11 protein-coding genes are annotated in these 14,415 nt (G+C 67.9%); 7 read left to right on the plus strand and 4 right to left on the minus strand.

All coding sequences use genetic code 11. The features are described 5' to 3' along the window. Positions 1-6: 6 nt before the first annotated feature. The 4 genes from ACJH71_RS18165 to ACJH71_RS18180 form a co-directional block, all read right to left on the minus strand. Positions 7-609, minus strand: coding sequence for a NifU family protein (locus ACJH71_RS18165; protein WP_406759362.1), 603 nt, complete (start codon positions 607-609; stop codon positions 7-9). Further along, complete coding sequence (locus tag ACJH71_RS18170) at positions 606-2,519, minus strand: ferrous iron transporter B (protein WP_406759363.1); 1,914 nt, start codon at positions 2,517-2,519, stop codon at positions 606-608. The genes ACJH71_RS18165 and ACJH71_RS18170 overlap by 4 nt, the downstream gene beginning before the upstream one ends. Beyond that, positions 2,516-2,806: a ferrous iron transport protein A gene (locus tag ACJH71_RS18175; RefSeq protein ID WP_406759364.1), complete on the minus strand. Its 291-nt coding sequence runs from the start codon at positions 2,804-2,806 to the stop codon at positions 2,516-2,518. Before ACJH71_RS18175 ends, ACJH71_RS18170 begins: the two co-directional genes overlap by 4 nt. 82 nt (positions 2,807-2,888) lie before the next feature. Continuing rightward, the gene (locus tag ACJH71_RS18180; RefSeq protein ID WP_406759394.1) at positions 2,889-3,650 is read right to left on the minus strand and encodes a TVP38/TMEM64 family protein; all 762 of its coding nucleotides are present in this window, start codon (positions 3,648-3,650) and stop codon (positions 2,889-2,891) included. Positions 3,651-3,818: 168 nt separating this feature from the next. Here ACJH71_RS18180 and mutA point away from each other — a divergent pair, with 168 nt between their 5' ends. From mutA to ACJH71_RS18215, 7 genes are all read left to right on the plus strand, one after another. Next, positions 3,819-5,726 carry a methylmalonyl-CoA mutase small subunit gene (gene mutA / locus ACJH71_RS18185; protein WP_406759365.1) on the plus strand — a complete coding sequence of 636 codons (1,908 nt, stop codon included), beginning with the start codon at positions 3,819-3,821 and terminating at the stop codon, positions 5,724-5,726. 5 nt (positions 5,727-5,731) lie between these two features. After that, complete coding sequence (scpA, locus tag ACJH71_RS18190; RefSeq protein WP_406759366.1) at positions 5,732-8,020, plus strand: methylmalonyl-CoA mutase; 2,289 nt, start codon at positions 5,732-5,734, stop codon at positions 8,018-8,020. Further along, complete coding sequence (meaB, locus tag ACJH71_RS18195; protein ID WP_406759367.1) at positions 8,021-9,010, plus strand: methylmalonyl Co-A mutase-associated GTPase MeaB; 990 nt, start codon at positions 8,021-8,023, stop codon at positions 9,008-9,010. Positions 9,011-9,070: 60 nt separating this feature from the next. Beyond that, positions 9,071-10,336 (plus strand): serine hydrolase domain-containing protein, encoded by a 1,266-nt coding sequence (locus ACJH71_RS18200; protein WP_406759368.1) that lies wholly within the window; start codon positions 9,071-9,073, stop codon positions 10,334-10,336. Between the two features lie 192 nt (positions 10,337-10,528). Further along, the gene (locus ACJH71_RS18205) at positions 10,529-11,245 is read left to right on the plus strand and encodes a thioesterase II family protein (RefSeq protein WP_406759369.1); all 717 of its coding nucleotides are present in this window, start codon (positions 10,529-10,531) and stop codon (positions 11,243-11,245) included. Between the two features lie 563 nt (positions 11,246-11,808). Next, on the plus strand, positions 11,809-13,566 hold the full coding sequence (locus tag ACJH71_RS18210; RefSeq protein ID WP_406759370.1) for an AMP-binding protein: 1,758 nt from the start codon (positions 11,809-11,811) through the stop codon (positions 13,564-13,566). Between the two features lie 40 nt (positions 13,567-13,606). After that, the coding region (locus ACJH71_RS18215; RefSeq protein WP_406759371.1) for a beta-ketoacyl synthase N-terminal-like domain-containing protein at positions 13,607-14,415 on the plus strand (809 nt) is incomplete at its 3' end.

The following is a 14,415-nucleotide window of genomic DNA, read 5'->3' on the forward strand; positions in this document are numbered from 1 at the left end:
TGCAGGTTACCCGCGGCGCGGCCGGGACGCCGGATCACTCGTCGCCCGGGTGAACAACGTCAACAGGGCCTTGCCGACGGACCCGGCAGCCGACGGGCGGTCCACCGACACCGAGACCTGGTCGCCGAACCGGCGGCGAAGCTCGCATTGCAGCCGGTCATAGAGCGTCGATTCGGACGCGGGGCAGCCGTGGCAGGCACCGGACATCCGCACCCGCACCTGGTTGCCGGTCACCTCGACCAGCTCGATCGCCCCGCCGTGGGATGCGGCGATCTCGCCGATCGGCCCGTCGAGCAGTTCCTGGACCGCCCGCGTCAGGTCGCCGGCGTGTTCGATGGGGGCGATACTCCACCCGGCCGGCTCCCGGAGCGCGTCGGCGAGCGCGACGCGGATCTCCTCGCCGCGATCTCGCCAACTCTGGCGGGGGCTCAGCGTGATCGCGATCTCCGACCCGGCCACCGTCAGCTCGTCGATCACGCCGTCGTCCTGCAACTCACCCAGCCGCCCCGGGGCATGCCGTACCCGCCCGGCGGCGGGCATGCGCTCGTGGCCGATCACCCATCGCACCCGTTGCGGGTCTTCGGTCGCGACAGCGTGCATGGGGATCATGCGCCCAGGCCTGCCGCGATCGACCGGGCGGCGAATGCCATCACCCAGGCCAACACGAACATGTAGCCAAACGCGAAGGCCGGCCATCGCCAGGAATTGGTCTCCCGGCGCATCACCGCCACGGTGGACATGCACTGCAGCGCGAACATGAAATACACCATCAGCGCGATGACCGTCGGTGCGGTGAACACCGGCCGGCCGTTGTCGTCGGTCATCGACACCAGGGCCTGATGCGGGGTGGTGGGGTTGGTGGCCGCCGACACCTGGCCGAGCGTGGACACGAACACCTCCCGCGCCGACAGCGACCCGACCAACGCAATGTCGGTACGCCAGTCGAAGCCCAGGGGCGCGAAAACCGGCTCGATCGCCCTGCCGATCCCGGCGGCGTAGCTGTGGTCCAGCACGTAGGCGTTGGCGTCGGGTGGCGGGAGCGCTGCGGTCTCGGCGTCGCGGGTGGGCAGATTCATCAACACCCACAGCACCAGTGACGTGGCCAAGATGACGGTTCCGGCTTTGCGCAAGAAGATCTTCGCCGCATTCCACATCGCGACGAGAACGGCCGTGGGCGAAGGAAATCGGTACGGCGGCAGTTCCATGGTGAATGGCAGCAGGTCGCTGCGCAGAATGGTGGACTTGAACAACGAGGCGGCCAGCAGCGCCGACGTGCCGCCGCCCAGGTACAGCAGGAACATGGTGATGCCCTGCGCGCTGAAGCCCCACCAGCGCGTCTGCGGTGCCACCAGGAGCCCGACGAGCAGGGTGTAGACCGGCAGTCGCGCTGAGCACGTCATCAACGGCGCACTGATGATGGTGGCGATCCGATCCCGCGACGACGGCAGGGTGCGCGTTGCCATGATGCCGGGGACCGCGCAGGCGAACGAGGAGAGCATCGCCACGAACGCGCGCCCCTCCAGCCCGGTTCTGGCCATGACCCGATCCATCAGGAACGCGGCACGCGACATGTAGCCGACGTTCTCCAGCAGTGCGATCAGCAAGAACAGCAACACAATCTGGGGAAGGAACTGCAGCACGGTGCCGACGCCGCCGATGACACCGTCGCCGATCACGCCGCCGAGCACCGTGCCGCCGAGCCGGCTGTCGACCTGGGATCCCAGCCAGTCGAGGGCAGTGGCGATCCGGTCCTGTAGTGGGGCGGCCAGGGTGAAGATGATCTGGAAGAACCCGAACATGACCGCAAAGAAGATGACGACGCCCCAGAGTGGGTGCAGCACCCACCTGTCGATCCGGCCGGTCCGCAGATCCTGGTGCGGGGAAACGTAGTCAGCGGCGGTAAGCACGGAGGTGCCCCAGGCGTCGAGCGCCTCGGGCTCTTCAGGCGGCAGCACCGCAGGCCGCGACCAGGCGTCGCTGCACCCCAACAGCGTGCGCAGGCCCTCTATGCCCGAACCGCGGTTGGCGATAACGGCAACGACCGGAACTCCCAACGCGCTCGCGAGAGCTTCCGCGTCGATTCCGCCTCGGCGCGAACATAATTCGTCGGTCATGGTGAGTACCAGCGCTGTGGGGAGGTCCAGGCGCAGTACCTGGCCCACCAAGGTGATCGAGCGGCGTAGCGTCGTGGCGTCGGCGACCAACACGATCGCGTCAGGGCGGTCGATCCCGTTGATTCCGCCGGCCAACACGTCGGCAACAACCTGTTCGTCCGGACTGATCGGGTCCAGGCTGTAGGTGCCGGGTAAGTCTTCGACCGCCACATCGACATCACCGACGGTCATCACCCCGACGCTGCGCCCCACCGTGACGCCCGGGTAGTTGCCGGTCTTGGCACGCAACCCGGTCAGGTGGTTGAACACGCTGGTCTTGCCGGCGTTTGGGCTGCCGACCAGCGCTACCCGTCGCGCCGATGTCACGTCGACGGTGGTGGCGGTGCCATCGTGGCAGTCGGTCATTGCCGACCACCGCCGATGCCGTCGATCTCGATCAGCCGGGCCTCCCGCCGCCGCAGACACAGTTCGGTGTCCTGCACGCGGTAGATGGTGGGATCGCCCAGCGGCGCCCGGCGGATCACCTCAACGCGGGCGGTCGCACGGAATCCGAGCTGGCGCAGCCGGTTTGCCACCGCCTGCGGGGCGTGCACTGCGGCACCGATGATGGTGGCCTGCTGGCCCGGAACCAAGTCGGCGAGCACGGCCGCCGATTCGGTTCGATGCGACGATCGCCGCCGCCACCTGCGCATCAGACGCCCTAACGTTAGATCGGCTTACTGCCTGAAAGGTACGCCTGATTCGCCGGTTACGTCATCGGCCGATTCGCCTCGCTCAGCCGATGGTCACCGATTCGGCCGCGTCGATCTCGGGGGTTTGCCGACCGGCCTCGGGCCGGTTCGCCCGATGGGAGCGGACCTCGTAGGCCAGCAGTGCCACCCCGACTGCGGCGGTGCACGCCGATACCGCGAACAGCACCGGGCTCACCTCACCGGTGAGGGCGTCGCCGAGCACCACCACCGCGGCCGTGCCCGGCAGCAGCCCGACCAGGGTGGCCACCGTGTACGGCACCAGTCGCACCGCCGACGCGCCGGCGGCGTAGTTGATCACCGAGAACGGGATCGCCGGAATCAGCCGCAGCGAGATCACCGCCGGCCATCCGCGCTGGCGAAGGCGCTCGTCCAGTGAGTCGAGCCGCGGATGACGCGCCACCCGGCTCAACTGCCAGCCGAACACCCGCATCAGGACCAGCACGCCCACGGCGCTGAGCGCGCTGGCCACCACTGCCAGCAGCACTCCCAGCCACGGGCCGAACAGCAAGCCCGCCGCCAGCGTGAACGCGGTCCGCGGGAAGGGGAACACCGTGACGACGGTGTGCGCCACCAGAAAAGCCAGCGGAAACCACGGCCCCAATGTCTGCGCCCAGTCCCGCAGTTGTACGGCGGTGGGAACGGGGACCAGCAGCGCAACCGCGATCAGGCTTCCGGCGACCGCGGTCGTCCATGCCAGGCGACGGAGGGCCACCTGGCGTGCGGTGGCGATGAATGCCGACCAGGCGCCACGCAGTACGCGCGGGATTCGGGTCGCGGCGGCCATCACGGCACTCAAGACTACGGGCCGGGGGTTAACACTTTGCGTCACGCAGAGGGAGTTTCTCCGCTCGGCACACCTCAACCGTGCCTGCCGATCGCCATCATTTAGCCTGGTTGGCACATGTCGGGTAGCGATTCAACAGCTACTCGCGAGTAACCACAGGAGTCGCCGGTGTCCATCGACGTGTCCGCCGAACCCGCCGGCATCCAGCAGGCCCGGGCCCGCTGGCGTGCCGCCGTGGCCGGGGTGCTGGCCAAGAGCGCACGCCGCGAGCCGGCCGATATCACCGCCGAGACCGACGGTGAGCCCGAGCGGCTGCTGGACACCCCGGTGGAGGGGTTGGCGGGACAGGGCGGATTCGCCGTTCGGGCGCTCTACACCGCGTTGGACGCCCTGCCGGAGCCGCCGTTGCCTGGCCAGTGGCCCTACGTGCGTGGCGCCGACGCCCGGCGTGACGTCAACACCGGCTGGAAGGTCGCCGAGGTCTTTCCCATCGGCGGTCCGGGTTCGGCCGCCGACGCCAATGGCGCCGTCCTCGGTGCCCTGACCGACGGCGTCAGCGCGCTGACCCTGCGGGTCGGAGATACGGGCGTGCCGGCCGCTGAACTGCGGCGAGTGTTCGACGATGTCTACCTGGACCTGGTTCCGGTGCTGCTCGACGGCGCGGGTGCCGGCGACTACACCACGGCCGCCGAGACGATGCTGACGCTGGTCGACGCGCTCGACCCGGAGAACCGCGCCAACCTGTCGGTCGATCTGGGTGCCGACCCACTGACCGCACCGTTGACGGACGGTGCGGCACCGTCGCTCGACGAGGTGATCGCGGTGGCGACACGTGCCGTCGGCCACCCGGGGGTGCGGGCCATCGCCGTCAACGGCCCGGCCCTGCACAACTTGGGCGCCGGCGCGTCAGGGGAGTTGGCCGCTGGGCTGGCCGCGGCCGTGGCCTACCTGCGGGTGCTCACCGACGCCGGCCTGTCGGTGGCCGACGCTGCACGCCAGATCAGCTTCCGGATCGCCGCCGACGATGACCAGTTCATCACGATCGCCAAGATCCGGGCCGCGCGGCAACTCTGGGCGCGGGTCACCGAGGTCGCCGGTGCACCAGAGGCCGGCGCCGCTGTCGTCCACGCCGAGACGTCGCTGGCGATGATGACGCAGCGTGACCCGTGGGTGAACATGCTGCGCACCACGCTGGCTGCCTTCGGCGCCGGTGTCGGTGGGGCAGACACCGTGCTGGTGTGGCCGTTCGACACGGTGATTCCCGGTGGGCAGCCCGGCACCTCGGCAACGTTCTCCCGGCGGATCGCCCGCAACACCCAACTGCTGCTGCTCGAAGAGTCGCACCTGGGTCAGGTGCTGGACCCGGCCGGCGGATCCTGGTTCGTCGAAGACCTCACCGAACAGTTGGCGCAGCAGGCCTGGGGGCAGTTCCAGGAGATCGAGGCGCTGGGCGGATTCGAGGCCGCCCGCGAGCACATCGGTGAGCGGATCGCAGCGGTGGCCGCCGCTCGGGCCGGGGAGATCGCGCATCGGCGCAGCGCAATCACCGGGGTCAACGAGTACCCGAACCTCGATGAGTCGCCGCTACCGCCGTCCGCGACTCAGGCTGCCCCGGCCGGCCTGCGGCGCTACGCGGCGCAGTTCGAGGCGTTGCGGGACCGCTCCGACGCCTACCTGGCGCGCACCGGTGCTCGGCCGCAGGTGCTGCTGCTGCCGCTGGGGCCGATCGCCGAACACAACGTTCGGACCACCTTCGCCGCAAACCTGCTGGCCTCCGGTGGCATCGCGGCGATCAACCCCGGCACGTTGGGCGCCGAGCAGGTGGCAGCGGCCGTCGCGGAGGCCGGCTCACCGAGTGCGGCGGTGCTGTGTGGCAGCGATGCCCGCTATGGCGCCGAAGCGGCCGCGGTCATCGGGGCGGCTCGTACCGCCGGACTCGACCGGGTCTACCTGGCGGGGCCAGCCAAGGCTTTAGCCGGTAGCGCCGACACCGATCCGAAGCCGGACGACTACCTGACCATGAAAATCGATGCCGTGCAGGCGTTGTCGGACTTACTGACCCGATTGGGGGCCTGAGAGCCATGACCACGAGCACCTCACACGGCACACTCGGCAGCTTCGCCGAGGTGGCGCTGCACGGCGACCGCGTCGCCGAACCGGTGACCGAGAGCGCCGTCGCCGCACACGTCGCGACCGCCGCGGCCGCGCACGGTTACACACCCGAACAGCTCGAATGGCACACCCCCGAGGGGATCGCGGTCAAGCCGGTGTACACCGCCGCCGACCGCTCCGCCGCGGTTGCCGAGGGCTACCCGCTGGACAGCTTCCCCGGCGAGGCCCCGTTCGTGCGTGGGCCGTATCCGACGATGTACGTCAACCAGCCCTGGACGATTCGCCAGTACGCCGGGTTCTCGACCGCCGCAGACTCCAACGCGTTCTACCGCCGAAACCTCGCCGCCGGGCAGAAGGGTCTGTCGGTCGCGTTCGATCTGGCCACCCACCGCGGCTACGACTCGGATCACCCCCGGGTGCAGGGCGATGTCGGAATGGCTGGGGTGGCGATCGATTCCATTTTGGACATGCGGCAACTGTTCGACGGGATCGACCTGAGCGCGGTCAGCGTCTCGATGACCATGAACGGTGCCGTGCTGCCGATCCTGGCGCTGTACGTGGTGGCCGCCGAGGAGCAGGGGGTGCCGCCGGAGAAGCTGGCCGGCACCATCCAGAACGACATCCTCAAAGAGTTCATGGTGCGTAACACCTACATCTATCCGCCGAAGCCGTCGATGCGGATCATCTCCGACATCTTTGGCTACACCAGCGCCAAGATGCCCAAGTTCAACTCGATCTCGATCTCGGGCTACCACATCCAAGAGGCCGGTGCCACAGCCGATTTGGAGTTGGCGTACACCCTGGCCGATGGGGTGGACTACATCAAGGCCGGCCTGGACGCCGGCCTGGACATCGACAAGTTCGCGCCCCGGTTGTCGTTCTTCTGGGGCATCGGGATGAACTTCTTCATGGAGGTCGCGAAGCTGCGCGCGGGCCGGCTGCTGTGGAGCGAGCTGGTCGCGAAGTTCGACCCCAAGAGCGCGAAATCGCTGTCGCTGCGCACGCATTCGCAGACCTCCGGGTGGTCACTGACCGCCCAGGACGTCTTCAACAACGTGGCGCGTACCTGCGTCGAAGCGATGGCCGCCACCCAGGGCCACACCCAGTCGCTGCACACGAACGCCCTGGACGAGGCGCTGGCGCTGCCCACCGACTTCTCCGCCCGCATCGCCCGCAACACCCAGCTGCTGCTGCAGCAGGAGTCGGGCACCACCCGGCCGATCGACCCGTGGGGCGGCTCCTACTACGTGGAGTGGCTGACCCATCAGCTGGCGCAGCGGGCCCGGGCCCACATCGAAGAGGTCGAGGCGCACGGCGGCATGGCCCAGGCCATCAGCGAGGGGATCCCGAAGCTGCGCATCGAGGAGGCCGCCGCGCGGACCCAGGCGCGGATCGACTCCGGGCGTCAGCCGCTGATCGGCGTCAACAAGTACCAGGTCGCCGAGGACCAAGAGATCGAGGTGCTCAAGGTCGAGAACAGCCGGGTGCGGGCCGAGCAGCTGGCCAAACTCGAGCAGTTGCGCGCCGAGCGCGACGAGGCGGCCTGCCAGGCCGCGCTGGCCGAGCTGACCCGGGCAGCCGGCGCCACCGGACCGGCCGGGGACGACGGACTGGGCAACAACCTGCTGGCGCTGGCCATCGACGCCGCCCGGGCCAAGGCCACCCTCGGGGAGATCTCGGACGCGCTGGAGAAGGTCTACGGTCGCCATCAGGCCGAGATCCGTACGATCTCTGGCGTCTACCGTGACGAAGTCGGGAAGGGCAGCAACATCGCTAGCGCAACCGCCCTGGTCGAGAAGTTCGCCGAGGCCGACGGCCGTCGGCCCCGCATCCTGGTAGCCAAGATGGGCCAGGACGGGCACGACCGTGGCCAGAAGGTGATCGCCACCGCATTTGCCGACATCGGCTTCGACGTGGACGTCGGCGCCCTGTTCTCCACCCCCGACGAGGTGGCCCGCCAGGCCGCCGACAACGACGTGCACGTGGTCGGGGTGTCCTCGCTGGCCGCCGGGCACCTGACGTTGGTACCCGCCCTGCGTGACGCGTTGGCCGCGGTGGGGCGGCCCGACATCATGATCGTGGTCGGGGGAGTGATCCCGCCCGGCGACTTCGACGAGCTCTATGCCGCCGGGGCGACCGCGATCTTCCCGCCCGGCACGGTAATCGCCGATGCTGCGGTGGACCTGCTGAAGACCCTCGCGTCGCGGCGAGGTTACGAGCTCGCCGAGCAGGCAGAACCGGCGGCAGACCAGAAATAGATGGCCGACAACGTGTCTGACACCGTTGCCGAGTTGGCGGCGGCGGTGCGCTCCGGCGACCGCTCCGTGCTGCCGCGGGCCATCACCCTGGTCGAGTCCACCCGCGCCGACCACCGCCAGCAGGCGCAGGAACTGCTGCTGGAGCTGTTGCCGGACGCCGGCGGGGCTCGCAGGGTGGGTATCACGGGGGTTCCCGGCGTGGGCAAGTCGACCACCATCGAAGCCCTCGGAATGCATCTCATCGAGCAGGGCCACCGCGTCGCGGTACTGGCGGTCGACCCGTCCTCGACGCGCACCGGTGGTTCGATCCTGGGGGACAAGACCCGGATGCAACGGTTGGGCACGCACGAACGCGCCTACATCCGGCCGTCGCCCACGTCGGGCACCCTGGGCGGGGTCGCCAAGGCCACCCGCGAAACGGTGGTGCTGCTGGAGGCCGCCGGCTTCGATGTCATCCTGATCGAGACCGTCGGCGTCGGCCAATCCGAGGTCACCGTCGCCAACATGGTCGACACCTTCGTGTTCTTGACGCTGGCCCGCACCGGCGATCAGTTGCAGGGCATCAAGAAGGGTGTGCTGGAACTGGCCGACATCGTGGTAGTCAACAAGGCCGACGGCAACCACCTGGCCGAGGCGCGAATGGCCGCACGGGAGTTGTCGACCGCGATTCGACTCATCTATCCGCGCGAAACCCTTTGGCGACCACCGGTCTTGACGATGAGCGCGATCGAGGGCACCGGGCTGCCGGAGTTCTGGGAAACCGTCGAGCGGCACCGGCAGACGCTGATCGATGCCGGGGAGTTCGACGCCCGCCGACGCGCACAGCAGGTGGACTGGACCCGGCAGTTGGTGCGTGACGCGGTGCTCGAACGCGCGCTGTCGGACCCGGCGGTGCGTGAGGTGCGCACCGAGGTGGAACAGCAGGTACTCAGCGGAGAACTGACCCCCGCGCTGGCCGCCCAGCGAATCCTCGGGGCCATTTGGAATTAATGGCACGCGCGTGCGGTAATCCGACTTATGTCGGCCGGTCGGCGCGGTAGATTCCCCACCATGACACAGCATCTCGAGGTTCGTCGGGCACAGCTTCCGGCGAACGTGCACGGCGCGGCCGACCCGAATTTCTCGTGTGCTGTGCGCGCTTTCGCCGCGATGTTCCCGGGCCGCCGCTTTGGTGGCGGGGCGTTGGCGATCTACCTCGATGGACAGCCCGTGGTAGACGTGTGGACCGGGTGGTCCGACCGGGCGGGGCAGGTGCCGTGGTCGGCTGACACCGGTGCCATGGTGTTCTCGGCAACCAAGGGTGCGGCGTCGACGGTCATCCACCGGCTGGTCGACTCCGGACTCATCGACTACGACGTGCCGGTGGCGCAGTACTGGCCGGAGTTCGGCGCGAACGGCAAGACCGAGATCACCGTTCGCCAATTGTTGGGGCACCGGGCGGGGTTGACCCACCTCAACGGTGCCAGCAGGGCAGATCTGCTGGACCACGTGACGATGGAAGCCCGGATGGCCGCCGCGGCGCCCGGACCCGAACGCGGCAAACCCGCCTATCACGCGCTGACCTACGGCTGGCTGGTGTCTGGGCTGGCCCGAAGTGTCACCGGCGTCGGCATGCGTGAGTTGTTCCGCACGGAGCTGGCCGGGCCGCTCGGTGTCGATGGTCTGCACCTGGGCCGCCCGCCCGCCGACGCGCCGACCGTCGCCGCGGAGATCATCATGCCCCAGCGCAGCCGACGCAACGTCGTAGTGGACCTCCTGGCGCCCAGGGCCGCCGCGGCGCAGCGCTACGGGGGCCTGGGCGCCTTCTACTTCCCGGGGGTGATGGACACCGTCCGCGGCGGCATCCCGTTCCTGGACACCGAGGCCGCCGCCCTCAACGGGGTGGCCACCGCTCGTGGGCTGGCCCGCCTGTACGGCGCACTGGCCAACGACGGGCAGATCGACGGGACCCAATTCCTGTCGCCCCGGCTTGTGGCGGGCCTGACCGGTCCGCACACCCTCGAACTGGACCGCACCATCGGGGTTCCGCTGGCGTTCCACCTGGGCTATCACGCGATCCCATTTGGGCCGGTGCTGCCCGGATTCGGTCACGTCGGCCTGGGCGGTTCCATGGGCTGGGCGGATCCGGCCTCCGGGCTGGCGATCGGCTTTGTGCACAACCGCCTGTTGACCCCGTTCGTGGCGCTCGACCATGCCGGTTTCGTCGGTACGGCCGCGCTGATCCGCCGGGGCGTGGCCCGGGGACGCCGGCAGGGCTACACCCCGATCCCGCAGTTGGGGGAGCCGTTCGCCGCGCCGGATGCCGCGGCCGGCTAGCGCTGCTGCGCCGCTGTGCCGATGGCGGTGACCCGCTTCACCCGGCTCCGCCGGGTTCGCGATCGCCGCTATGCCGATGGCGGTGACCCGCTTCACCCGGCTCCGCCGGGTTCGCGATCGCCGCTGTGCTGGATGGCGGTGACCCGCTTCACCCGGCTCCGCCGGGTTCGCGATCGCCGCTAAGGTTGCCGAGTGACTGACCGTACGCCGAAGCTCTACATCTTCCCGCATGCCGGCGGATCGCCGCAGTACTACGTTCCGTTCTCCAAGACCTTCACCACCGATGTCAAACGCATCGGCGTTCAATACCCGGGTAAGGGCGGAACCCACGACCTCGGCGCCTTCACCAGCATCGAAGACCTCGCCGACCAGGTCTGCAAGACCGTCGCGGCGCCGGCGGCGTCCGACGGACCGGTCGCCTTCTTCGGTCACAGCATGGGTGCGCTGTTGGCCTTCGAAGTGGCACGCCGATTCGAGGCGGACGGACATCGGATTGCCGCGCTGTTCGTGTCGGGGGCCGGCGCACCGGGACGAGCCGGGTACGACAACATCCCCGAGTCCGACCGCGGCCTGCTGGACGCCGTCAGCAGCATGACGGGAGTCAACCCCGAATTCTTGGAGAATGAGGAGTTCGCGGCCAAGATTCTGCCGACGCTGCGCGGCCTGAAAGCCATCGCGAACTACGACTGCCCGCCCGAGGCGAGGGTGTCCTGTCCGATCTTTGCGTTCCATGGTGACGAAGATGACGTCGCCACCGACGAAAAGGTGGGTCCCTGGGCGGAGCGCACCACCGCCGAATTCAGCGCGCGGGTGTTCACTGCGCCCGGCCACCACTTCTACCTCACCGAACACCTGCCGGAGCTGGTCGGAGATATCGAGAAGAAAATCGCGCAGCACTGCCAAGGATGACGCGCCTGGCCACCCCGGAATGTGAATGGGCACTTGGTGCCGAAGTTACTCGTGATGCGCGTAATTGACTTCTCCGCTACTATGGCGGATCTGCTGCGTTTGCGCTGTACGCGGGCCATAAATTGCCTGTCAGCAGCGCGTCCGTGGTAGCCTCCGCGGAGGGAAACGCCTGGGATGTCGGGGTCCAAGGAGTTTTAGCGCAGGTTCAAACATCCAGAAGGGGTACCCGTGTCGTTGGTCGAATCCTCCGCACCGGCCGTGTCGGCCGGGCGATCTCGGCGCTCGGAGGTCCCCGCCCCCGTCTTTACCCGGCACGGCGAGCAACCGACGTGCGCTGAGGCTGAAGTATTCAGCTGAGCAACTCCGCTGGGGGTGCCCGCAAGCTCTGATCCCGCGGGGGAACCGTCCCAAATGTCGCTAATCCAATTGCATACCTCCGCTGTGCAGGGACCTTGCGCAGCGAAACCGTCAGCTCGGACAGCAAGCGCAACGACTCTCGACGGGGCCGAAGTACTCAGCAGGTGAGGTCCACGGACCTGACAGCACAAGGAGAAAACAACGCAATGTCGGTAACTGAAACGCACATCCCGACCCTGTTGGCGAACCTGGAACGGGACCAGCCGGACCAGCCTGCGTACACGTTCATCGACTTCGACGTCGACCCCGCCGGCTACCGCGAGACCGTCACCTGGTCGCAGTTGCGCAACCGGGTGAGGGTAGTGGCGGCCGAGTTGGCCACCTGCGCCTCGCCGGGCGACCGGGTGGCAATCCTGGCCCCACAGAGCCTCGAGTACATCGTCGGGTTCTACGGCACGCTGGAGGCGGGCATGATCGCCGTGCCGCTGCCGGTGCCGATGTTCGGCGTACACGACGAGCGCGTGTCGGCGGCGCTGCGGGACAGTTCTCCTGCCGCGATCTTGACGACGTCGGCGGCTGTCGGTGACATCGCCAACTCGATCAAGGGCCTGGGCGGGAAGCCGCCGGTGGTCATCGAGGTCGACGCCCTGGATCTGGACTCCGAGCCGGCTTCGGCACCCACCGCGACCGCGCAGACCAAGGTCGCCTTCCTGCAGTACACGTCCGGCTCTACTCGGACCCCTGCCGGCGTCATGGTCACCCACACCAACGCCGTCTCGAACATGCGGCAGATGGCCGACGACACCTTCGAGCTGACCGGCGGGAACCCGCCGGAGGGGCTCCACATGGTGTCGTGGATGCCGTTCTACCACGACCTGGGCCTGCTCGGCACCGTCATCTATCCGCTGGTTTTGGGCGTGCCCACGGTGCACATGAGCCCGATGGCGTTCCTCGCCAAGCCTGCCCGCTGGATGCAGGAACTCGCCAAGGCTCCCATCGGCTTCACCGGTGGGCCGAACTTCGCCTATGAGCTGGCCGTGCGGCGTACGTCCGATGAGGACATGGCCGGGCTCGACCTGGGCAACGTGCACACCTATTGCTTCGGCGCAGAGCGGATTCACGCCGCGACGCTGCGACGCTTCGTCGACCGGTTCGCCAAGTTCAATCTGAACCCGGCCGCCCTGCGGCCCGGTTACGGGCTCGCCGAGGCCAGCGTTTACCTCACTTCGAACACCCCCGGCACACCGCCGCCGACCGCACGCTTCGACTACGCCAAACTGGCCGCCGGCACGGCCGAGCCGAGCGGGGCCGAAGGCGGCGTCGAGCTGGTCAGCTGTGGTGTCCCCCGGGCCTGCACCGTGCGTATCGTGGACCCGGAAACCCAGACCGAGAACCCGGAAGGCAAAGTCGGCGAGATCTGGACGCACGGCCCCAACGTCGCGGCGGGCTACTGGCACAACCAGCAGGCCACCGAGGCCACCTTCGGCGGCAAGCTGGTCGACCCGACCCCCGGCACGCCACAGGGGCCCTGGCTCATGACCGGCGACCTCGGCGTCATCTCCGGTGGAGAGCTCTACATCGTCGGCCGGATCAAGGATCTGCTGATCGTCGACGGGCGCAACCACTACCCGGACGACATCGAGGCCACCGTTCAGGAAATCACCGGTGGGCGTGTCGCCGCGGTCTCGATCCCGAACAGTCAAGCAGAGCAGCTTGTTACGATCGCTGAGTTCAAGAACAAGGGGGGGTCCGATGAGGAGGTCCTGGACAGGCTGACCGAGGTACGTCGCAAAGTGACGGCCGCGTTGTCCAAGGCGCACGGTCTGATGAGCGGAGACCTGGTCCTGGTGTCGCCGGGTGCCATCCCGATCACGACCAGTGGCAAGATTCGCCGCTCCAGCTGTGTGGAGATCTATCAGCGTGACGGGTTCGACCGACTGGATGCTACTGCTCGGTCTGTATGACAGATGACGAGCTGCTCGCGCGGCTCTCGGGGAGGTTGAGTTGAGCGAGAAGAGTGCTGCGCCGGTCGGGGGGCCGGATCGTCGGGCGATTGTTGCTGAGGCGCTGCGCAAGATTGATGATCTGACGGCGCGGTTGGCGGTGGCTGAGGCCGGTGATACTGAGCCGATTGCGGTGGTGGGTTTGGGGTGTCGTCTGCCTGGTGGGGTGGATGGTCCGGCTGCGTTGTGGCAGTTGTTGTGTGATGAGGGTTCGGGCATTGTGCGGGTTCCGGCGGATCGCTGGGATGCGGATGCGTTCTATTCGTCGGATCATTCGGTTCCGGGGACGATTTGTTCTCGTGAGGGCGGGTTTTTGACGTCGTGGCAGCCGGCTGAGTTTGATGCGGAGTTTTTTGGTATTTCGCCGCGTGAGGCCGATGCGATGGATCCTCAGCAGCGGTTGTTGATGGAGGTGGCCTGGGAGGCGTTGGAGCATGCCGGGATCACTAAGGAGGCGATCCGGGGCACTGCGACCGGCGTCTTCGTCGGCATGACCACCAACGATTACACGCTCAATATCATCGGCAAGATTCGCGAAGAAGAAATCGACCCCTATGTCCCCTTTGGGAATGCGCCGAATTTTGCGGCGGGTCGGTTGTCGTATTTCTTGGGTGTGCATGGTCCGGCGATGATGGTGGATACGGCGTGTTCGTCGTCGTTGGTGACGATTCATTTGGCGTGTGCGAGTTTGCGGCGTCGGGAGTCGGATCAGGCGTTGGCGGCTGGGGTGAATCTGATTTTGACCCCGCAGAACAGTATTGCGACGTCGCGGTGGGGGATGTTGGCCCCCGATGGGCAGTGCAAGACCTT

Source organism: Mycobacterium sp. SMC-15 (genome assembly GCF_045310925.1).
GTDB lineage: Bacteria > Actinomycetota > Actinomycetes > Mycobacteriales > Mycobacteriaceae > Mycobacterium.